The organism is Brevibacillus thermoruber 423, from assembly GCF_000454065.1.
Classification (GTDB): domain Bacteria; phylum Bacillota; class Bacilli; order Brevibacillales; family Brevibacillaceae; genus Brevibacillus; species Brevibacillus thermoruber.
Genome location: NZ_KE695649.1, coordinates 314,466 through 336,295 on the forward strand (window position 1 = coordinate 314,466; position 21,830 = coordinate 336,295).

At 56.2% G+C, this 21,830-nt stretch carries 26 protein-coding genes and 1 pseudogene; 20 read left to right on the forward strand and 7 right to left on the reverse strand.

The window, feature by feature from the left end:
• Positions 1-281: 281 nt before the first annotated feature.
• The 3 genes from M516_RS24275 to M516_RS25890 all read left to right on the forward strand — a co-directional run bounded on the left by M516_RS24275 (position 282) and on the right by M516_RS25890 (position 3,127).
• Positions 282-1,097 carry a hypothetical protein gene (locus tag M516_RS24275; RefSeq protein WP_051188115.1) on the forward strand — a complete coding sequence of 272 codons (816 nt, stop codon included), beginning with the start codon at positions 282-284 and terminating at the stop codon, positions 1,095-1,097.
• A 511-nt stretch (positions 1,098-1,608) separates the two neighbouring features.
• The gene (locus tag M516_RS22875) at positions 1,609-2,019 is read left to right on the forward strand and encodes a hypothetical protein (protein ID WP_051188116.1); all 411 of its coding nucleotides are present in this window, start codon (positions 1,609-1,611) and stop codon (positions 2,017-2,019) included.
• 247 nt (positions 2,020-2,266) lie between these two features.
• Positions 2,267-3,127 carry a hypothetical protein gene (locus tag M516_RS25890; RefSeq protein ID WP_051188117.1) on the forward strand — a complete coding sequence of 287 codons (861 nt, stop codon included), beginning with the start codon at positions 2,267-2,269 and terminating at the stop codon, positions 3,125-3,127.
• Positions 3,128-3,195: 68 nt separating this feature from the next.
• Here M516_RS25890 and M516_RS0106445 read toward each other — a convergent pair whose 3' ends face one another.
• The gene (locus tag M516_RS0106445; RefSeq protein WP_029098396.1) at positions 3,196-4,263 is read right to left on the reverse strand and encodes an NAD(P)/FAD-dependent oxidoreductase; all 1,068 of its coding nucleotides are present in this window, start codon (positions 4,261-4,263) and stop codon (positions 3,196-3,198) included.
• Positions 4,264-4,588: 325 nt separating this feature from the next.
• Here M516_RS0106445 and M516_RS0106450 point away from each other — a divergent pair, with 325 nt between their 5' ends.
• Positions 4,589-4,846, forward strand: coding sequence for a DUF1450 domain-containing protein (locus M516_RS0106450; RefSeq protein ID WP_029098397.1), 258 nt, complete (start codon positions 4,589-4,591; stop codon positions 4,844-4,846).
• A gap of 207 nt (positions 4,847-5,053) precedes the next feature.
• Here M516_RS0106450 and mqnE read toward each other — a convergent pair whose 3' ends face one another.
• The gene (mqnE, locus tag M516_RS0106455; protein WP_029098398.1) at positions 5,054-6,157 is read right to left on the reverse strand and encodes an aminofutalosine synthase MqnE; all 1,104 of its coding nucleotides are present in this window, start codon (positions 6,155-6,157) and stop codon (positions 5,054-5,056) included.
• Between the two features lie 294 nt (positions 6,158-6,451).
• On the opposite strand from mqnE, the gene M516_RS0106465 reads away from it, so the two are divergent.
• The 4 genes from M516_RS0106465 (at position 6,452) to M516_RS0106480 (ending at position 8,524) form a co-directional block, all read left to right on the forward strand.
• A complete protein-coding gene (locus M516_RS0106465) occupies positions 6,452-6,673 on the forward strand; it encodes an aspartyl-phosphate phosphatase Spo0E family protein (RefSeq protein ID WP_029098400.1) in 222 nt (73 codons plus the stop codon).
• A gap of 200 nt (positions 6,674-6,873) precedes the next feature.
• Positions 6,874-7,233: an iron-sulfur cluster insertion protein ErpA gene (erpA, locus tag M516_RS0106470; protein WP_029098401.1), complete on the forward strand. Its 360-nt coding sequence runs from the start codon at positions 6,874-6,876 to the stop codon at positions 7,231-7,233.
• A 215-nt stretch (positions 7,234-7,448) separates the two neighbouring features.
• Entirely contained in the window at positions 7,449-8,003 is a 555-nt protein-coding gene (locus tag M516_RS22880; protein ID WP_051188118.1) for a GrpB family protein, read from the forward strand.
• Positions 8,004-8,143: 140 nt separating this feature from the next.
• The gene (locus M516_RS0106480) at positions 8,144-8,524 is read left to right on the forward strand and encodes a cupredoxin domain-containing protein (protein WP_029098402.1); all 381 of its coding nucleotides are present in this window, start codon (positions 8,144-8,146) and stop codon (positions 8,522-8,524) included.
• Positions 8,525-8,983: 459 nt separating this feature from the next.
• Here M516_RS0106480 and M516_RS0106490 read toward each other — a convergent pair whose 3' ends face one another.
• Positions 8,984-10,048 (reverse strand): TolC family protein, encoded by a 1,065-nt coding sequence (locus M516_RS0106490; protein WP_029098403.1) that lies wholly within the window; start codon positions 10,046-10,048, stop codon positions 8,984-8,986.
• Between the two features lie 180 nt (positions 10,049-10,228).
• Between M516_RS0106490 and M516_RS0106495 the strand changes: the two genes are divergently transcribed.
• The 4 genes and pseudogenes from M516_RS0106495 to M516_RS0106510 all read left to right on the forward strand — a co-directional run bounded on the left by M516_RS0106495 (position 10,229) and on the right by M516_RS0106510 (position 13,175).
• Positions 10,229-10,648 (forward strand): hypothetical protein, encoded by a 420-nt coding sequence (locus tag M516_RS0106495; protein ID WP_238550920.1) that lies wholly within the window; start codon positions 10,229-10,231, stop codon positions 10,646-10,648.
• 128 nt (positions 10,649-10,776) lie between these two features.
• Positions 10,777-11,430 (forward strand): hypothetical protein, encoded by a 654-nt coding sequence (locus tag M516_RS0106500; protein WP_029098405.1) that lies wholly within the window; start codon positions 10,777-10,779, stop codon positions 11,428-11,430.
• A 245-nt stretch (positions 11,431-11,675) separates the two neighbouring features.
• A pseudogene (locus M516_RS25895) lies at positions 11,676-11,838 on the forward strand (winged helix-turn-helix domain-containing protein); the annotation flags it as partial.
• On the forward strand, positions 11,835-13,175 hold the full coding sequence (locus tag M516_RS0106510) for a sensor histidine kinase (RefSeq protein ID WP_029098407.1): 1,341 nt from the start codon (positions 11,835-11,837) through the stop codon (positions 13,173-13,175). The pseudogene M516_RS25895 and the gene M516_RS0106510, both read left to right, overlap by 4 nt.
• Here M516_RS0106510 and M516_RS22885 read toward each other — a convergent pair.
• Entirely contained in the window at positions 13,144-13,455 is a 312-nt protein-coding gene (locus M516_RS22885; RefSeq protein WP_238550921.1) for a hypothetical protein, read from the reverse strand. The genes M516_RS0106510 and M516_RS22885 overlap by 32 nt on opposite strands.
• A gap of 200 nt (positions 13,456-13,655) precedes the next feature.
• Positions 13,656-14,666, reverse strand: a complete 1,011-nt coding sequence (locus M516_RS0106520) for an NAD(P)/FAD-dependent oxidoreductase (protein WP_029098408.1) — start codon at positions 14,664-14,666, stop codon at positions 13,656-13,658.
• 335 nt (positions 14,667-15,001) lie between these two features.
• Here M516_RS0106520 and M516_RS0106525 point away from each other — a divergent pair, with 335 nt between their 5' ends.
• From M516_RS0106525 to M516_RS0106550, 6 genes are all read left to right on the forward strand, one after another.
• The gene (locus tag M516_RS0106525) at positions 15,002-16,192 is read left to right on the forward strand and encodes an NAD(P)/FAD-dependent oxidoreductase (RefSeq protein WP_029098409.1); all 1,191 of its coding nucleotides are present in this window, start codon (positions 15,002-15,004) and stop codon (positions 16,190-16,192) included.
• 9 nt (positions 16,193-16,201) lie between these two features.
• Positions 16,202-16,453: a hypothetical protein gene (locus M516_RS0106530; protein ID WP_029098410.1), complete on the forward strand. Its 252-nt coding sequence runs from the start codon at positions 16,202-16,204 to the stop codon at positions 16,451-16,453.
• A 111-nt stretch (positions 16,454-16,564) separates the two neighbouring features.
• Positions 16,565-16,765: a hypothetical protein gene (locus tag M516_RS0106535; protein WP_029098411.1), complete on the forward strand. Its 201-nt coding sequence runs from the start codon at positions 16,565-16,567 to the stop codon at positions 16,763-16,765.
• 168 nt (positions 16,766-16,933) lie between these two features.
• Positions 16,934-17,080 (forward strand): YuiA family protein, encoded by a 147-nt coding sequence (locus M516_RS25470; protein WP_193746945.1) that lies wholly within the window; start codon positions 16,934-16,936, stop codon positions 17,078-17,080.
• 163 nt (positions 17,081-17,243) lie between these two features.
• A complete protein-coding gene (locus M516_RS0106545; RefSeq protein ID WP_029098412.1) occupies positions 17,244-17,504 on the forward strand; it encodes a YuiB family protein in 261 nt (86 codons plus the stop codon).
• Positions 17,505-17,708: 204 nt separating this feature from the next.
• The gene (locus M516_RS0106550) at positions 17,709-18,326 is read left to right on the forward strand and encodes a 3D domain-containing protein (RefSeq protein ID WP_029098413.1); all 618 of its coding nucleotides are present in this window, start codon (positions 17,709-17,711) and stop codon (positions 18,324-18,326) included.
• An 89-nt stretch (positions 18,327-18,415) separates the two neighbouring features.
• Here the strand turns inward: M516_RS0106550 and M516_RS0106555 are convergent, their stop codons facing one another.
• Both M516_RS0106555 and M516_RS0106560 read right to left on the reverse strand, forming a co-directional pair.
• Entirely contained in the window at positions 18,416-19,195 is a 780-nt protein-coding gene (locus tag M516_RS0106555) for a cobalamin-binding protein (protein ID WP_029098414.1), read from the reverse strand.
• 73 nt (positions 19,196-19,268) lie between these two features.
• Positions 19,269-19,745, reverse strand: a complete 477-nt coding sequence (locus M516_RS0106560) for a divergent PAP2 family protein (protein ID WP_029098415.1) — start codon at positions 19,743-19,745, stop codon at positions 19,269-19,271.
• 140 nt (positions 19,746-19,885) lie between these two features.
• On the opposite strand from M516_RS0106560, the gene M516_RS0106565 reads away from it, so the two are divergent.
• Together M516_RS0106565 and M516_RS0106570 are read left to right on the forward strand one after the other, a co-directional pair.
• A complete protein-coding gene (locus M516_RS0106565; RefSeq protein WP_029098416.1) occupies positions 19,886-20,257 on the forward strand; it encodes a DUF309 domain-containing protein in 372 nt (123 codons plus the stop codon).
• 53 nt (positions 20,258-20,310) lie between these two features.
• Positions 20,311-21,819 (forward strand): leucyl aminopeptidase, encoded by a 1,509-nt coding sequence (locus tag M516_RS0106570; protein WP_029098417.1) that lies wholly within the window; start codon positions 20,311-20,313, stop codon positions 21,817-21,819.
• Positions 21,820-21,830 lie beyond the last annotated feature (11 nt).

Consider the following 21,830-nt stretch of genomic DNA (forward strand, 5'->3'; position numbering starts at 1 on the left):
GTTTCTGCTGACAAAGAGTAAGGAAAGGTTTTGTTTATCAATTTATTCATATACATAATAATCAAAATATTAAAAATAAATTTTGCGAATTTTAGTCTGATGAATAATCTTTCTCATTGTATAGATGACAAAAGTCCGTATTTCACTATGAGGAATTAATATCATTTAGTAAAATGTACCTATTCAAAATATAGGAATAATTGGTAAAATGAGTAATGGAAAGAGTTGTAAATAAACTGATTAACGTCTTATCCAAAATTCTATTGAAAGGAAGGAGAACCATGCGAAAAAAGACTAAGAGGATCATTCCGCTATCAATTACCTTGGCGACTGCTGTTTTCTTCACAGGAATAAGTGCGCAAGTTGCCGCCAGCGAACAAGTAACCCGGATCCCAGATCAAATGAAAGCTGGGACGATCATAGAATTTGACGAAGACAACAAGATGAGAATCATCGTTGAAGGGGAACCAGTTCCCAAAAAGAGGCCAATCATGAGAAAGGTTCTTTCGCCAGAACAGCAGAAACTGCTTGAGGAAGAAGAAAAGATGGTTCAAAAAATTCGGGAAGAAGCAAAAGATTTGCCAGTATACCACTTGGAAAATCCCGCCCCCCAGCCCGGTATGAGGGTCATTTATGACGGGGAAGGTTTGATCAGAGAGATTATTTATCCGAAGAATATTTCTCCTAATGCGTATAAGCCACTTCCCAGAGGTACGAGGAAACCCCCAGGGACATACACATACGGCAAAAGTAACAACAGCATTACGATTAAAGGAACCACATCGGGTTCCGTACTTGGAGAAGGTCGCTTTACTAACTACTCAGATACGGTTGGAGAGAATGACAATACGTTGAAAAAAGGCGATTGTGCGACAAAAGGCGAGATTGACAATCCAAGTTATGGGACAAAGATTGCTTCAAGGAACCTCGAAAACGACGTTTTTGCATATGTATATAAAAGAGACAATGGTGCTCTCCCTGATGCAGTCCTTGACATTTGGAAAACAGGAGTCGAGTTATACGGTTTGACCTGGTCGTCATCGTTGTCGTTTAAAGGAAGATATTACTACGAGTTTAATGAAAATGATGATAAATAAAACGTACATCCAGTATCTTTCGTAACGCTAAGCTTGGTTACAGTTATATGAGGCAATCACGATGCAACGATTATCCAGAGCAGGTGCATGTTTTGCAGCCGCGCTGCTTTTTATGCGGTGCTTCACTGCTGATGCAAATCGACCGACCGCAAGCCCGCAAACGTCCTCTCCACCTGTGCAGACTTCGGGTGAATACCTGACGACTACAAGTACCGAGTACGTGGACGGCAATAGTCTCTGAAGGCGGGATGTCGATGGAAAATTGGTTCAACCTCAATGACATCCCGTATACGTCTCAATCCCCCCCTGACGGCAGTTATCTCAACAATTTCATGTATGTCACGCAGTACAGTATCAAGTGGCAACGTAAAAAGCCTTTCGGCGACAAACCGAAAGGCTCATTTAATCAAAACTGCCTTTTCGTAAATCATTTGTAATACTTTTGATTGCGATTGTTGGTAAAATATACCTGTAATTCGCCGAGGGACACAATTGTTACCAGGAGGGCGCTATGTTAAGAAAAGCTGGCGGAAGCGTTCTTTTGCTTGTTGTACTCGTATTGGGCACGGTTGCTGTTTTTACGGCAGCACAATTGCGTGAGGACGACAACGGGCAGGTAGTAACCCGGATCCCAGACCAAATGAAAGCGGGGACGATCATCGAATTTGACGAAAACAACAGGATGAAAATCATTGTGGAAGGGGAACCGGTTCCCGAAAAGAAGCCGATCGAGAAAAAGCCACTCTCACCCGAACAAAAGAAACTGCTTGAGGAAGAAGAGAGAATGGTGCAAAAAATTCGGGAAGAAGCAAAGGATTTACCCGTATACCACTTGGAAAATCCCGCCCCCGAGCCCGGTATGAGGGTCATATATGACGGGGAAGGTCTGATCAAAGAGATCATTTATCCGCAGGACAAGTAAGGGAACGAAAACTGTTCTTTGGAGAAGGCCGCTTTTGCTAAAGATGGTGGTTATGGTGCAGTTATACCAGTGAAATGAGGTAACCATGATGCGACGATTATCCCAAGCAGGGGCATGTTTTGCAGCCGCACTGCTATTCTGTGCGGTGCTTCAAGGGTGTGCTTCTCCTGTGCCGCCGTCGGGTGATTATTTGTCAATAACGAGAACCGAGTACGTGGACGGGTATAGTCCCGAAGGCGGGATGTCGATGGGAGTGTACACCTACGATCTGGCCAACGGAAAACTTGTTCACGTCAATGACATCCCGTACACGTCCCAATACCCCCTGACGGTTGTTTCCTGGCCTGAACACAAGCTGTACTACTCCGCCGACGTAGGTGACAAGGGTGACCAATTGTTTGCGTACGATTTGCGCGACGGAAAGACCGAACAGTTATCCACCGATCTATTTGCCATCAATCACATCATTCCGACGACTGCGGAAGGCCCGGTGATTGTGATCGCGGTGAAAAAAGGGAGGCGCGTGCTGCAAACGGCCTTTTACGAGAAAAAGACGAAGAGGCTCGAATTTATCGACGAGCAGGACACGGACACGAACACGTGGACGGCCAGCTACGATCCCGAGACAAACAAGACATATCTTGTGCAGTATTCGGACAAAGAGGATTATGCAAAACTGATGCACGCCAACGAGACACAGACCTTCATGGTGCCCGCCACCCACACCGTAGTCGAAATCGACAACGTCACCAAACAGAAGCGGAAGATCATCGAGCTGAAAGATGAGCAAATTATGGGGATTTCGGCCAGAGGCGGGCAACTGTTTCTGGTCACGTCGCCCCATGTGCTCAGGCCACCGGTCGAATACAATCTGGTGGACATTAATACGGGGACGAGACGGAAACTTGACTTGCCTATCTCTGCCAGAACCGGCGTCTTTTTGACCAAAGACGGGAAGGGATTGTACTTCCTGGGCGGCAGCAAAGACTCCTCCCACAAACAGGAAAGGGGCATTTACTATTACGATTTCCAAACGGGAGCACTGCAGACGATTTTCCTGCAGAAAGATGGCAGTTACATCAACAATTTCATGTATGTCTCGCAGTAACCGTGTCAACTGGAAACGAAAAAGCCTTTCGGCGAGGAACCGAAAGGCTTTGTTCATCTTGATCCGCACTATCCGAGATGCTTTTTGTACATCCACAGCACGCCGCTCTTCATCACGCGGGGCATTTGGCCGACCAGGGAGACTTTGCCCATCACGCCAAAGCCTTCCTTTTTGCCCAGCGAGCCGAGGAATCCCTTGTGCTTGATGTCCGGCAGGGAAGCGGGGTATTCTTCGCCCTTGATGTCCTTCTTCAGCATCAGGGCGATCTGTTCACCCTGCAGCTCCGCCGATTGGGCACTCGGGGCGATGGGCAGGCTGGCACAGTCGCCCACCACGTACACGTTGGGATACTCGGGAATCTGGTGATACTGGTTCAGCTTGGCCCGGCCGATGTTGTCCTTCTCGATCGGCAGAGCGCGCACGATGCGGCTGGCCTGGATTCCGGCCGTCCAGACGGTGACGTCGGTTTCCACCGGCTCGTTGTGGTTGTAGACCACGCCCGGCTCGACGCGGTTGACGCTGGCCATGGAGACCAACTGCACATCGTGTTCGATAAACCACTGGGAGGCGTACTGCTGCAGTTTTTTCGGGAACGGGCTGAGAATGCTCGGGCCGCGGTCCAGAATGCGAATGTTCAGGTCCGGGCGGCTTTCCCGCAGTTCGGAGGCCAGCTCCACGCCGCTCAAACCTCCGCCGACGATCGTCACTGTACCGTACGGGTCCAGGTTGTTGATGGCTGCGTAGGTGTTGCGGGTCGCGTTCATGGTTTGAATCGAGTGGGTATATTGTTCCGCTCCCGGGATGTCATGATAACGGTCTTCACATCCGAGCGCGATAACCAGCCAGTCGTAGGAGAGGGTGTCGCCGTTTGCGAACGTGACGATCCGCTCGTCCATATTTACGCCGGTTACCTCCCCGAATTTTGTCGTCAAACGAGGATCGCTTGGAAACGGGACGCGCACGGCTTTTTCCGGTTCCGTTCCCGCCGCGAGGGCGTAATACTCCGTTTTCAAGCCGTGAAACGGCATCCGGTCCACAAGCGTCACAAAGACGTTGTCAGGCAAATCCGGGGACAGGACCCGCTCGATAATCCGCAGACCCCCGTACCCTCCGCCAAGGATCACAAGTCGTTTCATAGAAGGTCTAGTCCTTTCTTCTGTCCGTTATTTTACAGCACCCATTCTATTGTTAGTCTCTTTTGCGCAAATTGCAAGCAGAATCTTTTTCCCGTTCATTCGCGGATCACTGCACCTGCCAGGGGGGGAAACCAGTTGCGATCAGGCCTCAGTTTGCTATGATAGGGGGGAGGGTCTGGAGGGCTCGCACGAAACCGGGAATGCCGGCGCTGACGACGCATTCCGCGTGCGGGTTCGCCGGAAAATTCCCCTGTGGACCGCAGCGTTTGCCATGACGCGGTACACGATGAGGAGAACAGTCCATGTTGACGGCAGGTGAAAATGGATGAAGCCATTAGTTGAATTTTGCGCGAGCAACGTCTCTTCCTATACAAAATCCGTGATGGAGGCGCTGGAAAACGATCCCGAGCTGGATGTGGACGTGCTGGAGTACGGCTGTCTCGGCCATTGCGGCGAATGCTACATGCAGCCGTTTGCGCTGGTGAACGGCGACCTGGTCCAGGCGGCCACCGCGGAGGAGCTTCTGGCGAACATCAAGAAAAAGCTGCGGGAAGACGAGGAGGATGACGGATTCCCGTTTTGAAGACAGGTGGATGAAAAAGGCACGGCCGAATGCTTCGGCGTGCCTTTTTTTGGTGGAACCGAATGCGGACGATGTCTGAATGTCATCCGCTGAACCCTCTGGGGAAGCAGTCCGACACGGGGGCGAAACAAAACAAGCCGACGCCCATAAGAGAGGCGCCAGCTTGCGATGAAGGTATGGCGGCATGTCGTGTCGCGGGTCCGGTTCTCAGTGTTCCTTGATGACGTTGTAGAACGTATCCCGTTCCAGCGCGCGTTTGCCGGCTCCTTTGATCAGCCAGACCAGTTCGTCGACGGTGAGGGCCTGTTGGGTCAGCGCGCCGGCGGAGTGGCTGATGCGCTCTTCGATCAGCGTGCCGTGCACGTCGGACATGCCCATGGTCAGGGACACCTGCGTCAACTGCGTGCCGATGTTGATAAAGTACGCCTTGATATGCTGGAAATTGTCCATCATCAGGCGGCTGATGGCCATCGTCTTCAGGTCGTCGATCGCCGAGTTGCGCCGCTTGATGCCGGCCGACGCCTTGATCGGCTGCACCGCCAGCGGGATGAACACCAAAAAGCCGTTGGTCTCGTCCTGCAGTTCGCGCAGGCGGATCATGTGAATCAGGCGCTCCTCCAGCGTCTCGATGGAGCCGTACAGCATCGTGGTGTGGGTCTTCAGGCCGAGCTGATGAGCCGTGCGGTGCACCTGCAGGTACATGTCCGTGCTGGCCTTTTCCGGGCTCATCTTCATGCGGTACCGCTCCGTCAGGATTTCCGCGCCGCCCCCGGTCAGGCTTTCCAGCCCGGCTTTCATCAGCTCCTGCAGCACTTCCTTGATGGACAGGCCGGAGATGCGCGTGAAGAATTCGATCTCCGCGCCGGTGTACGCTTTGATCGTTACGTGCGGATACGCCTTTTTCAGGGTGCGGATCGTGTCTACGTAATAGTCAAACGGCACGTGCGGATTGTGGCCGCCGACGATGTGGAACTCGCGGATGCCTTCGCGATACCGCGAGCCGACGTAGTGCAGCAGTTCGTCCATGCTCATCGTGTAAGCGCCGTCTTCCCCGAGATCTCGACGGAAACCGCAGAACCTGCAGTGCGCCTCACAGACGTTGGTCGGGTTGATGTACATGTTTTGAATAAAATAGACGTTATTCCCGTTTTTTCGCTGGTTGACCAGGTTGGCCAGTTGGCCGATGGTCAACAGATCGTTCGAGTTGAACAGGGTGAGGCCGTCTTCCAGTGTAAGCCGCTCGCCGTGAATGACCTTTTCCGCCACACCGGCCAGCGATTGGTCTTGGATGGTTAAGGTGTCAAGCGCCATCCGAACACTTCCCTTCTCAGATTTCGTCCGGTCGGTTGCCCTGATGCGGGTGGTCAGGGCTGATCCGTCAATCGTTCACAAAAGCATCTATAATTATAAACCTCTTGGGAAGGTGGAACAATATCAGAAGTTTAGCAGCGTCCGACCTGTAAAAATCTTGCAAATATCGCCAAAAACCTGGTATTTTCATGGTTATATAAGGAAATTTTGATTGCCTTATGGCTGCAGTTCCTGTAAAATGTAAATGAAATGAAGGTACGAACGCCTTATCTATCTTTAGGAGGAGCTTCAGCAATGCGAGATATGGTACTCGAAAAAATCGAACTCCTTCGACAGCGTATGGTGAAAATGGGGTTAGAGTTTGGGTTGGATCATCCGGATGTCCTGGAATACAGTAAGCAGATTGATCAACTTCACAACGAACTGAACCAATTGGATCATAGTCTGTCCAAGGTAGGCAAAAAGTCAAAACCGTATCGCTTTTACATGTTGGAAAACAAGGCGCATTTTGCGTGAGGAGGGCAACCCCTCTTTTTTTGTTTGGGCAGGCGTGTTCAGTGGGGGAAGGGGGCAGGCGCCCGAAGTGCAGGGCAGCCTTGTGAAAACGCGTCTTCCTTTTGTATACTGAAAGCAGAAAGCGGCACCCTGTAAAAAGGAACACGGCGCTTGCGTGGTGCCTCATGGAATGGAAACCGCCGGTGAAGGAGGGAAACGAGATGATCACATTGACGGAACAAGCCAGCCGGAAGGTAAAGGAGATGCTGGCTGCGGAAAACAATCCCAACCTGTTCCTGCGCGTAGGCGTCCGTCCGGGCGGCTGCAGCGGCTTTACCTATGGGATGGGCTGGGATCAGGAAATGAAGGAAGGCGACCACACCTTCGAACAGGACGGAATCAAGATTGTTGTCGACAAGGACAGCTATCTATACATTGAAGGCACGCGAATCGACTACAAGGAATCGCTGATGGGCGGCGGCTTCTCCATCGACAACCCCAATGCGGTCGCCTCCTGCGGCTGCGGCGCGTCGTTTCGAACGGCGCTGGCCGAGGGCAAGCCGGAGAAGTGCGACGAGTAAGACGCATAACGAGAGGACACAACCCTCGTGGGCATTGCATGACGGTCATGCGATGCCGGCGAGGGTTTCTTTTTTGCCGGCGAAGACGTAGATGATCCTCGCTCGACGGAGGCGAACCTCGCTCCCCGTTGACATGCATAGGGGATATCGCCCCTTTTACGGGCTGGAAGGAGTTGGAGCAGGGGAGGAGGAATAGAGAAGCGGGAGGCGATTCGATGCGAACCGTGGAGGTTGTAGCGTACGACGACCGCTGGCCGGAGATGTTTCGGGAGGAAGCGGCGAAGATCAGGGAGGCCGTGGGCGGTGCCGTACGGGACATTCATCACATCGGCAGTACGTCGGTGCCAGGCATGGCCGCCAAACCGATTCTCGACATCCTGGTGGAGGTGGACCGGATCGAGAGCGTGGATGCCCGCTGCAGCCGCATGGAGTCATTGGGCTACGAAGCGCGCGGCGAAAACGGCATCCCCGGGCGGCGTTACTTCTGCAAAGGAGGCGACAAGCGGACCCATCATGTCCATGTCTTTCAACAGGGCAGCGACGAGGTGATCCGCCTTCTGGCGTTTCGCGACTATCTGATGGCCCATCCGGCGGAAGCGGCGGCCTACCGTGACCTGAAGCGGCGTTTGGCGGAGCGGTTTCCCGCCGACATTGCTGCGTACGTCGCCGGCAAAGACGCGTTTGTCAAGGCGCTGGAACAGCGAGCGCTGGCATGGTGGAACGCCCGCAGGGACAGCGAGAAGTACGGCATCGATGAGAAGCGCGGGTAGGGAAGCGGCCGCCAGCGGCGTTCACCAATCGTTCGCCGGTTCGTCAAGATTCGTTCACAGGTTGGCAGATTCTGGACCGATTTCTTTCGCTACAATGAAATTGTAGAACGTGAAGACATTGCATGAAAGAAGGGTGTCTTATGAAAAAAATGTGGGGTCTCATGATGTCGGCAGCAGTCTTGTCCGTCATGCTGGCAGGCTGCGGCGGCGACAAACAGGAAGCGGCTCAAGGGAGCAGCCAACCCGCTCCGGCGGCGTCCGGCACGGCGATCAACATTGAGGCGAGCAACTGGAAGTTCAACCAGGATACATTTGAAGTAAAAGCGGGTGAGCCGTTTACGATCAACTTCAAGTCGACCGAAGGCTTCCACGGCATCGGCATTGAAGGGCTGGACGTGGACATCCAGAACGAGGGCAGCAAGACGCTGACCGTCGACAAGCCGGGCGAGTACAAAATCTTCTGCAACGTCGTCTGCGGTCCCGATCACGGCAAAATGGTCGCCACACTCGTGGTGAAATAAAGCAAACGAACAAAGAAGAGCACGACCTCTCAAAACACTTTGGCCTGCAGCGCGGGTCAGAGTGTTTTTTCCATTCTGCCGCAGGACATCCTACAGGGGTATCCTACACGCAGGAGGAGATTCCAGATGGCAAAGCACAACAACAAGGCCAAACGGCCGACTGAGGCTGCGGCCGGCTCTCGCAGCACACCTCCCCATACGGGGGAAAATACAGGGCACAATTTGCGCAAAGAAAACAAGTAGAGGAGCAGCAGCAGGAAAAGCGTGGCGGACAGAACGTGTGAACAGGTTCTTGACCGCCACGCTTTTGTTATGATGAAGCCCGTTTGTTACGTAGTGCAAACACCTGCTTTATCCCAGGGTTCGTGACAAACGCGCGATACTATGATTTCGTCTCCATTCCGTAATGTGCCAGCTTGTCAGCACAGCGGATAGAGGGCCATGCAGGTAATGGGGCGATTAAAATCCGATGGAATATTGCAAAGTGGCTACTGCAACATTGTATTGATACGCAGAATCAATGCTTTCGGCAATGCTGTCCAGCCATTTTTCTTTACGGTCGGCCAGCTCAGATGCGGATGCTTTTCCGTTCAGGTAGTCGATGTAGGTTTGACGGTAACGTTCTTCCGCCGATTTTTGACTTGCGCTGCTTTCCTCCATGGCTTGTTTCGCCTGAATCACTTTCTCGTAATTGGCCGCGATTTCCTGGTCAGCCTTTCGTTGGGCTGTTTGCAACAAAAGCTCGGCTTTTGTCAGCTCAATTTGTGCGATACGCCCAGGGTAGGTACTGAGGGAGGCGTACTGGCTGATGTAGTTTACTTTGGCTTGGTAAAATGCTTTTTCGGCGGAGGCTTTCACCAGATCGGGGCGTCTTTCGTAGGCGGTTTTTTTGTATTCGTCGACCGGGAGCAGTTGGAAGGCGGAATAATTCACGGCTGCCAGGTTCCACTCTTTGTCGCTCTTTTCGTTCATCAGTTGATTCAGTTTGGCAAGCGCCTCACGATACTTGGCTTCGAGTTCGCGGAGTGTTTCTTGAGCGTCGTTGTTGTTGTCCCCGTTCATCATTTCGACGTACTTCTTTTGCAAGTCCGCCTTCTCTTTCGCTGCCAGTACATCAAAATACGCTTTGTGTACATTGAGTCGGACGTTGTTTTCTTGTATTTTCCAGTTGGACTCGGCGACCTTGTAATCCCTGATCGCATCTGCTTCTGTCTCGAATTTCGATTTGGCACTGCTCAAGGTCTTGATGGAATCTACTTTCGTCGCTTTCGTGCCCAATAAAGTCAGGCGTGTTGTGTAATAGGCGGAGTCGCTGTCGAGCTTGAGCAGCCTCAGGTCGATGCTGCTGGTGATTGCCTTTTCAATCGCCTGCTCAAGCGTCAGGTCGGAAATTTCTGCCGGGGCCGCAGCAGCAGCTTCGGATGCACCCGCATCGGCAGGAGCGGCGAGGACAGGTGCTGCACCTGAGAGAATCGTGGCGATCAGGGTCGTGGTGTAAAGCGGTTTGAGCAAATGGAACTTCATGGATGAACCTCCTTGTAAGAATAAAAAATGTATGATAACGATTATCATTATCGTTAACGAGGCCAGTATATGATGACTTCATGTGCGGCGTCAAGGCAAAATATGCTACATGATTACAATTTTTTTAGATTGCGAGATACATATTTTCCCTCTGCCCGGCGCATGATAGAAAGGGAATGCTTGCATGCAACCTCCATAGGCTCCGCTTACGGCAGGGCCGAGTTTGAAGCAGAGGAGATGGTGGCCCTGGAAAGAAACCGGTATTACATCACGCTGCAGTCGGGGACGACCGTGGCCGAGATCCGCGACGTCAAGGGCGATTCCACCTACGACTTTGAGATCGAGGCGACCGAGGTGGAAGCGGGAATGCTGCGCGACCTGTTCAACCACTGCGTGCACGGGGACTTCATGATGTGGATGCACGGGCATACCTTGTGGAGCGACATGCCGGATCGGGACAACGACGAGTACGACGACAACCTGCGCGAGATTTACCGCACGATCTACCGGCTGGGCACGCCGAAAACCCGGAACGATCTCGAACAGATGGGATTGGTGGAGAGGCTGGGGTTGGACAGGGACGGGCTGCGGCCGCTGTAGCCAGGCCATTTCACAATTTTCCACATTCGCTTGACAATCGTGCCACATTGTTTGCGTAGACTGTTACCTGCAGCCGGGAAGCGACCGGCATCATGACCAGATCAGTACGCAAAAAGGAGTGACGGAACATGAAACTTTGGCAAAAAAGCGTTTTGGCGACAGCACTCGTGATGGGTCTGGCGATTCCGGCCGGCGTACACGCGGCGGACACCCAGGCACGGCCGGCGGCGAAGCTCATCCAGGCCGGACAGGTCGGCGCGCAGCACGAGCATCAAGGCGAACACCAAAAAGGCAAATGGCACCGCGGGATGCACCTGAATGCACACCGTCAGATGTACCTGACCCTGCTGGCCGAAAAGTACACGCCGGACAGCGTGGACGAATGGAAAGCCGCTTTTGCCGAACGGGAACGCCTGATGACGGAACTGAAGGCGGTGCGGGAGCAAAACGGCCAGGACGAGCAAAAACAAAAGCTGCGGGAGGAATGGAAAGCGCTGAGCGAAAAACTGCACGAGCAGGTGAAAAACGGCGAGATCACCCGAGAGCAGATGAAGCAGCAGTTGAAAGAATGGCGCGTCAAAAACTTCGGCGAGCGCAATCCAAAAGACGCGGAAACGATGCGCGCCGTGATGGAACAGTTTAAACAGACCCACGAGGCGTTCGACGCCGCGATCCAATCCGGTGACGCCGCGAAGATCAAGGACGTGCTGCCGAAGCTCCTGGACGAGGTGAAAACGGTCAACCAGCACCTCGCCAAAAAGCTGGAACAGAAGAAAAACTAGCGGGCAGCCGCCGGTTTTCGGTACAATAGGAACCAAAAAAGGACGTGTCCCCGTGCGCGTCCTTTTTTCATGGAATGGGCCGGCCGGACGGGATGCCGGCATTCGCAGGGGGAAGACGGAGGAGGCATGAACGTGAGCTATCTCATTTATCTGGTGGAAGATGAGGACAATCTGAACCGGGTACTCACCTCCTTGCAAAACGAAGGGTGGCAGGTGGGTTCGTTTCACAACGGGGAAGCGGCCCGGGCCAGGCGTTTGAACGGGAAAGCATCCTGCGCCGCATCTGGGGCGATGATTACCGGGACCGACCGCGTCGTCGACGATCTGGTGCGCCGCCTGCGCAAGAAAATGCCGGAGCTGCGGCTGGAAACCCTGTACGGATTTGGCTACAGGATGATCGGCTCATGAAAAACTACCCGTTGGCTGTCCAGATCTGGCTGGTCTTCGCCGGCATCACGCTGGGCGTCGCGATCCTCCTGGCCCTTTTGTTTCCGTGGACGCTGCGCAGCTTTTTTACCCGGGAAATCTTCGTCACCATCGAGACGGCCCAGGATACGCTGCTGGATTACATCCGGCCTCCCCTGGAGGAAAACAGGCTGTTCAGGCGGGAACTGGAGAGGAAAAACATACGCACGGTGAACCACGTTTTCTTTCGCGAAAACGGCAGGCCGATTGTCGGACGGATGCTGCCGCGCTCGTTTGTCGAGATGGTCGGGGAGGATATTCGCACGCAGCTGCCCGACGTCCAGCGGTATATCCGCAGCGTGGACGACGACACCATTTTCTACGTCATTCGCCGGGAACAGGCGAACGGCAGGACGGTGTACCTGGTGTCGTACGTCTGGGAGAGCTACTTGAACGACCTGGTGCGCACGCTGGTTCGCCGGCTGTTCCTGATCCTGGGGATCGTACTGGTGGCCAGCCTGCTGCCCTGCATCTGGCTGGCCCGCTACCTCACCCGTCCGCTGGTGCAGATGGAAAAGCGGGTGAAACGGATCGCCGACCGGGATTGGCACGAACCGTTCGTGACGGACCGCAGCGACGAAATCGGCCGGCTGTCCCGTTCGATCGAGCGGATGAGGGAGCGGCTGGTTCGGCAGGATGAAGCCCAGCAGGCCTTTTTGCAGGACGTCTCCCACGAGCTGAAAACGCCGGTGATGGTGATTCGCAGCTACGCCCAGTCGATCCTGGACGGGATCTATCCGCGCGGCGACCTGCAGGGGTCGGTGCAGGTGATCGACAGCGAGGCGGAGCGGTTGGAAAAACGGATTCGCGGCCTGCTCTACATGACCAAGCTGGATTATCTGGAGACGCGCCGGCCGGAGCACCGGCCGTTTCGCCTGGACGAGCTGGCCCGCGATGTATGGGAGCGGCTGCGCTGGCGGCGGACCGACGTCCGCTGGGAGGAGTCGCTGGAGCCGGTGACCGTCACGGGCGACAGGGAGCAGTGGGGCGTCCTGCTGGAAAACCTGCTGGACAACCAGACGCGCTATGCCCGGGAGCGGATTTTCCTCTCACTGCGGCAGGAAGCCGGAAAGGCGGTGCTGCGCATCGGCAACGACGGGCCGCCCATTCCGGAGGAGGAAGCGCTGTTCAAGCAGTTTGTGAAAGGGGAGAAGGGGGAGTTCGGCCTGGGCTTGGCGATTGTGCAGCGGATTGCCCGGCTGCACCGTGCCCATTTGCGGGCGGCCAACACGGACGACGGCGTCTGCTTTACCGTGGAGATTCCCCTGCATCCGGAGTAAAGGGCGGCGGCGACTGGTCATGCAGCGCCTGGCTGCTCCACTCCTCGATCACCGACAGATGCTCCTGCCTGCAGGCGGGACACCAGCCCACGTGCAGGCAGTGGTGGTGGAGCCGGTCGGGAAAGCCGTTGTTCAGCTTGGAGTCGTCGATCTCCAGGTACGGGCTGTAATCGCCGTAGTAGTCATACAGCCGTCCGGCGTCGTCCAACGGGCGGCCGCAGCGGGGGCATGCTTCCTGGTAGGGCATGAGGCCGTTGCAGACGGGGCAGAGATGGTCCATGGCGGGATGGATCCCTCCTTTTTTGTGGCGTCGTTCTCTCCCTACTGTGCGCCGGGGCGGCATCCCCTATGCAGAGCGGCTGGCGCAGGCAAACGGGCCGTCCCACGCGGAAGGACGGGTGGAACGCTTGTTCGGGCTTGCCCGACAAAAAAGCCCTGTCCAGCCGAAGATAACGGCTGGCAGGGCGCTGCTGCGAACGGTTACGACTTGAAATTGTCCATGCTGGAGGAGTGGCCGGGCTGCAGTTTCGCATCCGGATTGATGTAGGCGACCGCGTTGTTGACAGCGGTAGGCGCTTCGCCGAAGCCGACGGCGATCAGTTTGACCTTGCCCGGATAGGTGGCGATGTCGCCGGCCGCGTAGATCCCCGGAATGTTGGTCTCCATGCGGGAGTTGACGAGGATGCCCCCTTTTTCCAGTTCCAGTCCCCAGTTCTTGATCGGTCCCAAAGACGAGATGAAGCCAAAGTTGACGATGACGGCGTCCACTTCCAGGTCGCGCTCTTCTTTGGTGACGTTGTTGACGATCGTGAGCCGTTCGATGCGTTCGTCGCCGTGCAGGGCGGCGATTTCATACGGCGTGGTGACGTTGACGCTGGAGGCCATCAGCATTTCGACACTGTGTTCGTGAGCGCGGAACTTGTCGCGGCGGTGGATGAGAGTGACTTCCTTGGCAATCGGTTCGAGCATCAGCGCCCAGTCCACGGCGGAATCCCCGCCGCCGATGACGGCTACGCGCTGTCCCTTGAAGGAGTTCAGATCGGTGACGAAATAGTGCAGGTTGGCTTTTTCGTACTTGGCGGCGTCAGGATGTTCCAGTTTGCGGGGCTCAAACGCGCCCACGCCGGCGGTGATGATGACGGCGCGCGAGTAGTGAATGCCTTTGTCGGTGGTGATTTCAAAGATGTCATTCGGTTTCTTCTCGACGTTTTCCACCTTTTCCTCCAGGCAGACGGTCGGTTGAAACCGGGAGACCTGCTCTTTCAAATTGTTGATCAGGTCCTGGGCCAGCACTTTCGGAAACCCGGCCACATCGTATATGTATTTTTCCGGGTACAGGGCAGAAAGCTGTCCGCCAAGCTGCGGCATGCTTTCGATAATCTTTACGCTAACCTGGCGCATCCCGCCGTAAAACGCGGTGAACAAGCCGGCAGGGCCGCCTCCGATAATGGTAATGTCATACACCTGCTCGTCCTTTTGCAGAAGGTTCAATCTCAAGCACCTCCGAAATATTCTGAAAGCATCCTTTCCTATTATACCCATACCTGTAAACGAAAAAAAGAAGAGAAAAAACGGGGAGATGGGCAAAAATGACTTGAAAATCTTGTCGACTCCTTTTAATATGAGTGTGAATGTAACGAATTTGACAAAATTTTTTGTTTCCTGGATTGTGCTTTTTTTCACAGATTGGAGCACCGGATCTGGCAGGGCAATTATTCCGTTTATACAGGAGCGGTCGTTCAGGGCATCTTAAGCGTATCCAATCACGTGAAATTTCGCACAAACTTCCAGGGAATGCCTATCATAACACGAATGGAAGGGATACCATGAGCACACCCAAAATCCTCATCCTCGGCGCCGGATACGGAGGCCTGCTGACCACGCTGAAGCTGCAGAAAAAGCTGAACTACAACGAAGCGGAAATCACGCTGGTCAACAAGCACAACTACCACTACATCACCACCTGGCTGCACGAGCCGGCTGCCGGCACCGCTTCCGCCGACCACGCCCGCGTCAGCCTGGATCAGATCATCGACATGAACAAGGTAAACTTTGTAAAAGGCACCGTTCAGTCCATCCAGCCGGACGAACAAACCGTCACGCTGGAAAACGGCGAAGTGCTCAGCTATGACTACCTGGTGATCGGTCTGGGCAGCGAGCCGGAAACGTTTGGCATCCAAGGCTTGAAAGAATACGCGTTCAGCATCCGCAGCATCAACGCCGTGCGCCAGATCCGCGAGCACATCGAGTACATGTTCGCCAAGTACAAAAACGAGCCGGAGCGCACCGATTACCTCACCTTCGTGGTGGGCGGAGCCGGCTTCACCGGCATCGAGTTCTGCGGCGAGCTGGCCGACCGCGTTCCGGAGCTGTGCCGGGAGTTTGACGTCGATCCGGAACTGGTGAAAATCTACTGCATCGAAGCGGCGCCGACCGCTCTGCCGGGCTTTGATCCGGAGCTGGTCAGCTACGCGATGGACGTCCTGGGCCGCAAAGGCGTCGAGTTCAAGATCGGCACGCCGATCAAGGAGTGCACCGCAGATGGCGTCCTGCTGGCTACCGGCGAAGAGATCAAGTCGAAAACCGTCGTTTGGGCGGCGGGTGTGCGCGGCAACAGCATCGTGGAGAAATCCGGCTTCGAAGTCATGCGCGGCCGCGTGAAGGTAGACGAGTACCTGCGCGCGCCGGGCTACGAAAACGTGTTTGTCGTCGGCGACTGCGCCCTGATCTTTAACGCCGAGGGCCGTCCGTATCCGCCGACCGCCCAGATCGCCGTACAGGAAGGGGAAAACCTGGGCGACAACCTGGTGGCCCTGATTCGCGGCGAAGTGATGCAGCCGTTCGTTCCGGCGCTGCAGGGTACCCTGGCATCGCTCGGCAAAGGCGAAGGCATCGGCATGGTCGGCTCGAAAAAGCTGTTCGGCAGCACCGCCGCCCTGATGAAAAAGGCGAGCGACCTCCGCTACCTGTGGAAGATCGGCGGGGTTGGCCTGGCCATGAAAAAAGTGCGGTTGTAAGAGGCAGCCATGCGTCACGCCAGTATTCAGGTCAGAGGATTGCTGACGAGGGATGAACTGGAGCGCTACAACGCGCTGATGGAGGTAGGCGCCTACCTGGAGGAACAGGGCCGCTACGACCTGGCCCAGCACGTGCAGCGCGAAGTCGACATCCTGATCCTGCCCGCGATCGAACGCCTGAAAGAAAAAGGGCGGGAGCGGGACCGGGAAAACCTCCGCTACATGATCGACAACGGCCTGCTCGACGCAGACGACGAGTAGCGCGAAGAAAAGGGCCGGCGAAACGCAGGCGGTTTGGGAAAGCAGGACAGACATGCACGAATGCCCCCGGGGAAATGCCGGGGGTTTTTGTGGTGGTCTTCTGGATGGACTATGTCAGCGGGGAGCTACGGCCGCAGGAGGGAGAGAATCGCTGAGGCCGCGTTCCTGCCGATTCGCCGGCTGCTGGATGATCCGCTCGCGGCCATCATACTGTCCCGTTTCACCGCCAGGGAGCAGGGACTCGCCGGGAGGGAGTACGGTATCGAGCCCGTCTTTCAGTACACCCGCTATAAAATCTTCTCGCATTCGTGAGAAATAGACAGAAAAACCGGGATGCAGCCGCTTACATCCCGGTTTTTTTCCGTTTTCCGAGTGATTTTCCCGTTGTCGTGCCTGCGGATTCTCTGTTATAGTAAGACACATCTAAAAAATCAGAAAATACAATTTATTTCCCGAGTGGATGGGAAAGGAGAGGTCACCATGAGAACCGAACAAGAACAATGCCCGTACTGCAAGGGGCAGGGGTATTTCCAACTGCTGCTGGGCGGCACCGAGAACTGTCCGGGCTGTGAAGGCACCGGGACTCATTCCGAACCGATGACGGCCGCTTCTCCCGTCAAAGCGTAGCCGAAAGCCGACGAACGTCGGCTCTTTTGTTTGGGCCTGCACAGGGCGGCGCCGCTTTTCCGATTGACCTCCCCCGGGGATTGGGCTACACTAAAAAGCGGAAACGGACGTGGTTTGGACGCGAATGCCGATACGTCCAGAAGGCTGGAGGATTGAACGGGCGATGAGTTTGCTGCAATTTGTGGTGTCCATTGTGCTGTTTGCCGTGCTCGGTTTTGGCATCGGTTTTATCATAAACATGATTTTGCGGACGACCTGGCTGCCGGTGGTGCTCGTCATCGGCGTGGTGGTCGGGGCGCTGTTGTACAAAAAAATCGTTCCCGGCCCCTGGGACGCGATCATCCTGGGATGCGGCATGGCGGGCACGGTGGTCAGCGGTTGGACGATCCAAACGCTGCGGAAAAAAGGGTATCGGATGTTTTAACGACGGTTCGGGCGGGCCTTTTGCGGGGTCTGCCTTTTTCTGTTCAGGCTGCACAACCTTCTCGGCGACAGGAGCTTCCGCCTCCCGGCACGGGGCGGCTTTTTTGTGCCACAAGATCCAGAATATTTTTGTAATGAGGTCATTTTGTGTATAGTTTCCTTCTCTTCGGGACAAGACTAGAACCGAGAGGAGGTTTTTTACAGAATGAATGGTAAGCGATTGGTGAGTATGATCGTCTTGGGCGTTACCGTACTGACCGGCTTCGCGACCGACGGATTGGGCTACAATGTAATGGGGGATCGCTCCGTCCAGACCGCATTCGGCGTCACGGAGACGAGGGATGGCAGGCAGGTCGTCAAGAAACGGACCGTTTCCACCAGCTCCTTCCTCCCGATGACCGACAAGAACGAACGGATGCTGGAGCAGTATCCCAAGGTTCGCGTCGTGGCGACGGGGTATTACGCCGGGTATGAATCGACGGGCAAACATCCGTCCCATCCGTCTTACGGCATTACATACTCGGGCGTGAGGGTTCGCCGGGATGAATACTCCACCATTGCCGCCGACCTGCGCGTGTTTCCGCTGGGAACGGTCCTGTACATACCCGGTTACGGCTACGGCGTGGTGGCGGACAAAGGAGGGGCCATTCGCGGCCACAAGATCGACCTCTATTTTGAAACCAAGCAGGATGTGTTCAAGCAGTGGGGCAAAAAAGCCCTGGACGTGTACGTCATCCGCCGCGGCGACGGCAAGGTGACGGAAGCGATGATGACCCGACTGAACGAAAAAGGAATCGCGGCGATGGCCGACCCCATCCACTGACTTTAGCGGGATGGGAACACACAAAAGGATTTGCCCCGGTGTTGATGCCGGCGGCAAATCCTTTGCTTGTGTACAGGGGAAACACGCTTTCAGGTGACGTCGTCCGGGTGCAGCAGCTTGACCAGGTGCTCCAACCCGTCCAGAATGCGGGGCGACGGGCGGCAGTAGAGTCCTTCTTCCAGCAGATGGACGTGCCCGCGGCGGATGGCGTCCATCTCCCGCCACTCGGGCCGGTCGGTGATCATCGCCGGTTTGATCCGGCGCAGCTCGATGCCGCACCAGACGACGCAGATGTGATCGGGATTCCGCTCCCGCACCATGTCGCGGGTCGCTTTGACATTGGCGCAGGGAAAGTCGGCGAACACGTTGACGCCCCCGGCAATTTCGCTTACGTCCGTAAGCCAGTTGTCTCGTCCGGGGGTGTAGATCGGATTGGGCCACCATTCCCAGTAGAGCTTCGGCCGGGTGCCCCGTCGCGCTGCCGCCTGACGGATGGTTTCCACTCTTTCGGCAAATTGCTGGGCCAGCCGTTCGGCGGCCTGTTCCGTACCGGTGGCCTCGCCCACCAGCCGGATGTCCTGGGGGATGTCGGCGATCCGCGACGGATTCAGCACGAGATGGGGAATCCGCCGGGCGGCGAGTTCCTCTACGTTTTTTTCCATACCCGGAACGCTGAGCGAGGCGACGACCAGATCGGGCCGCAGCGCCTCCACTTTCTCCATGTCGATGGACAGATCGGGTCCGACGCGCGGCAGGTGCTGCCATTCGCCCGGCCAGTCGGAGTGGTCGTCCAGACCGACCACCTGATCGCCCAGTCCCAGATAATAGAGGATTTCCGTATTGCTCGGACAAATGGAAACGATGCGCATGCTCTCCCTCCCCGAAACGGCGCTGCCCGGCTCCGTTTCCGGTGCGGGACAACTCCGGCGGTCTCCTGCCGCCCTACATCAACCTATGTGTGATCAGCGCGATCATGACACCCAGCCATCCGCCGATGAATACCTCGATCGGCTGGTGGCCGAGCAGTTCTTTCAGCTTTTGGGCCTTTTCCTGGTTGGGACGCACCTTGAAGGTCTTCATCCCCTCCAGCAGGTGGTTGAATTCGTCCACCAGCTTGTTCAGCACGACTGCCTGCATGCCGGCGTGGCGGCGGACACCGGCCGCGTCGAACATGACGATGACCCCGATGATGGCGGAGATGGCGAACATGCTGCTGCTGAACCCTTCCCGGATGCCCACGGCCGTCGAGAGGGCGGTCACCGCGGACGAATGGGAGCTGGGCATGCCGCCTGTGCTGAACATCAGCGACCACTGCCAGGTCCGGGTGGCGATGTAGTGAAGCGGGATTTTGATCAACTGGGCAATTCCTATGGCAATCAGAGCCGCCCATAACGGAAAGTTGTCGAGTATTGCTGCCATAGAAAGATCCATTCCTTTCTGCTGCGTCTGCGTTTATTGTAACAGAACGGCGTTTCGCTCATCCGTAAAGTTTTCGTCAGGATTTCGAGACCGGGCAATCTGTGTTACGATGGAAAGCGGAAGGACGGTGGCGGTTGACCATGCGATACCCCGAGCAGTACATACGGTTTATCGAAAAGTTCAACGCCGGCGAGTACTACGAGTGCCACGACCTGCTTGAGGAAATCTGGATGGAAGACAAATCGAACAAGTTTCTCCAGGGACTGCTGCAGATGGCGGTCGGGCTGTATCACTTCTCCGGCGGCAACGTCAAGGGTGCGCGCCTGATGTTTGCCAACGCCCGCAAATATCTGGCCAGATACGGTCCGCGCCACTGGGATCTCGATGTCGACGTGATTCTCCGTTTTCTCGACGACTGCACGGCCGCGCTGCCACAGGCGGACGCCATTCCGTACACGGAAGCGAAAGCCATCCCGTTTCCTTCCCTGCATCTGAGTCTGGGCACACGCTGAGGCATGCATGTGCCCGTAGTTTTATCCTATCACAGAGAAAGAAGGAAGGGTATATGAACGTCACGGTAGAAAAACGGAGCGAATGGTGGACCGTTCCGTGCGATGAGCTGGTGATCCCGCTGTGGAAAGAGGAGGAGCTGGCGCAGGTGTATCCGGAGCTGGATCAACGGTTTGCAGGCGGGCTGGCCGCGCTGCAGCGGGACAAGGAAATCAGCGGGGAGGCCAAGGCGGTGGCCGTCGTCCACACGATGGGCCGGCTTGTGGCCAAAAAGCTGATCGTCATCGGCATGGGTGACCGGGAGAAGGCCGACTTCGTCTCCATCCGCGCCGCCTGGGGGCGGGCCGCCAAGACGGTGGGAGGCAAAGGCAGCGGCAAAACCGTGGCCGTGGATCTGCGCGGCGGGCGGAAGCTGTCGACCGGCCGCTTCGCGCAGGCGGTGACGGAGGCGTTTTGCCTGGCGGCGTATCACTACGAAGGCTATCGGCAAAAGCCGAAGCGGGAGACGGAGCCGCTGGGGACGGTGCAGCTTCTCGTCGGCAGCGACGAGGAAGCGGCCAGCGCCATGCTGGGCGTGATGCGCGGCGAAGCGCTGGCGCAGGGAACCAACCTGGCGCGGACGCTGGTCAACGAACCGGGCAATTACCTGACGCCGCGCGCCCTGAAAGACGCGGCGGTGGCCGTGGCCGAACGCTACGGTATGGCGTACGAGGTGCTGACAAAAGATAAACTGGAGGAAATGGGCATGGGCGGCGTGCTGGCCGTCGCCAGGGGCAGCGCGGAAGAGCCGTACGTCGTCGCGGTGAAATACCAGGGAACAGAGACCTGGGAGGACGTGATCGGCCTGATCGGCAAAGGCGTCACCTTTGATACCGGCGGCATTTCCATCAAGTCGGTTGCCGGCATGGAAGACATGAAGTCCGACATGGGCGGAGCGGCGGCCGTGATCGGGGCGTTGGAAGCGCTGGGCCAGCTCAAGCCCCGGGCGAACGTGCTCGCGGTCATCGGCTGCGTGGAAAACATGCCGTCGGGAACGGCCTACAAGCCGGGGGACGTGATTACCACGATGAGCGGCAAGACGGTGGAAATCATCACGACCGACGCCGAGGGACGGATGGTCCTGGCCGACTGCATCACCTACGCCAAGGAACAGGGCGTCTCCTGCCTGGTGGACGCCGCCACCCTGACCGGCGGGATCGTCGTCGCCCTGGGCCACTACTGCTCCGGCGCGATGACCAACGACGAGGCGCTCGTCGGCGAACTGCTGTCCGCGGCCGAGCAGGCCGGGGAACGCCTCTGGCAGCTGCCGATGTTTGAGGAGTATCGCGAGTTGAACAAAAGCCGCTATGCCGATCTGAAAAACTCGGGCGGCCGTTACGGCCACTGCATCATCGGCGGAGCCTTTTTGCGGGAGTTCGCGGGTGATACCCCGTGGGTCCACCTGGACATTGCCGGCACGGCGTACACCGGCAGCGCGGGCGACATGCAGCCGGCGGGCGGAACCGGCGTCATGGTCCGCACGCTCGCCCAGTTTGTGCTGAACCGCAGCCAATCCAATGCGTAAAGGAGTTGTCA

Bases quoted from the DNA above. Each gene is read 5' to 3' on its own strand.
- M516_RS0106510 (WP_029098407.1), top strand. From the start codon at position 11,835: ATGAAAAACTACCCGTTGGCTGTCCAGATCTGGCTGGTCTTCGCCGGC.
- M516_RS24275 (WP_051188115.1), top strand. From the start codon at position 282: ATGCGAAAAAAGACTAAGAGGATCATTCCGCTATCAATTACCTTGGCG.
- mqnE (WP_029098398.1), bottom strand. From the start codon at position 6,157: ATGGCGCTTGACACCTTAACCATCCAAGACCAATCGCTGGCCGGTGTG.
- M516_RS0106565 (WP_029098416.1), top strand. From the start codon at position 19,886: ATGCGATACCCCGAGCAGTACATACGGTTTATCGAAAAGTTCAACGCC.
- M516_RS0106535 (WP_029098411.1), top strand. From the start codon at position 16,565: ATGTCAGCGGGGAGCTACGGCCGCAGGAGGGAGAGAATCGCTGAGGCC.
- M516_RS0106560 (WP_029098415.1), bottom strand. From the start codon at position 19,745: ATGGCAGCAATACTCGACAACTTTCCGTTATGGGCGGCTCTGATTGCC.
- M516_RS0106525 (WP_029098409.1), top strand. From the start codon at position 15,002: ATGAGCACACCCAAAATCCTCATCCTCGGCGCCGGATACGGAGGCCTG.
- M516_RS22880 (WP_051188118.1), top strand. From the start codon at position 7,449: ATGCGAACCGTGGAGGTTGTAGCGTACGACGACCGCTGGCCGGAGATG.
- M516_RS0106465 (WP_029098400.1), top strand. From the start codon at position 6,452: ATGCGAGATATGGTACTCGAAAAAATCGAACTCCTTCGACAGCGTATG.
- M516_RS0106545 (WP_029098412.1), top strand. From the start codon at position 17,244: ATGAGTTTGCTGCAATTTGTGGTGTCCATTGTGCTGTTTGCCGTGCTC.
- M516_RS0106450 (WP_029098397.1), top strand. From the start codon at position 4,589: ATGAAGCCATTAGTTGAATTTTGCGCGAGCAACGTCTCTTCCTATACA.
- M516_RS0106500 (WP_029098405.1), top strand. From the start codon at position 10,777: ATGAAACTTTGGCAAAAAAGCGTTTTGGCGACAGCACTCGTGATGGGT.
- M516_RS25890 (WP_051188117.1), top strand. From the start codon at position 2,267: ATGGGAGTGTACACCTACGATCTGGCCAACGGAAAACTTGTTCACGTC.
- M516_RS22875 (WP_051188116.1), top strand. From the start codon at position 1,609: ATGTTAAGAAAAGCTGGCGGAAGCGTTCTTTTGCTTGTTGTACTCGTA.
- M516_RS0106445 (WP_029098396.1), bottom strand. From the start codon at position 4,263: ATGAAACGACTTGTGATCCTTGGCGGAGGGTACGGGGGTCTGCGGATT.
- M516_RS0106550 (WP_029098413.1), top strand. From the start codon at position 17,709: ATGAATGGTAAGCGATTGGTGAGTATGATCGTCTTGGGCGTTACCGTA.
- M516_RS0106555 (WP_029098414.1), bottom strand. From the start codon at position 19,195: ATGCGCATCGTTTCCATTTGTCCGAGCAATACGGAAATCCTCTATTAT.
- erpA (WP_029098401.1), top strand. From the start codon at position 6,874: ATGATCACATTGACGGAACAAGCCAGCCGGAAGGTAAAGGAGATGCTG.
- M516_RS0106480 (WP_029098402.1), top strand. From the start codon at position 8,144: ATGAAAAAAATGTGGGGTCTCATGATGTCGGCAGCAGTCTTGTCCGTC.
- M516_RS22885 (WP_238550921.1), bottom strand. From the start codon at position 13,455: ATGGACCATCTCTGCCCCGTCTGCAACGGCCTCATGCCCTACCAGGAA.
- M516_RS0106570 (WP_029098417.1), top strand. From the start codon at position 20,311: ATGAACGTCACGGTAGAAAAACGGAGCGAATGGTGGACCGTTCCGTGC.
- M516_RS25470 (WP_193746945.1), top strand. From the start codon at position 16,934: ATGAGAACCGAACAAGAACAATGCCCGTACTGCAAGGGGCAGGGGTAT.
- M516_RS0106490 (WP_029098403.1), bottom strand. From the start codon at position 10,048: ATGAAGTTCCATTTGCTCAAACCGCTTTACACCACGACCCTGATCGCC.
- M516_RS0106530 (WP_029098410.1), top strand. From the start codon at position 16,202: ATGCGTCACGCCAGTATTCAGGTCAGAGGATTGCTGACGAGGGATGAA.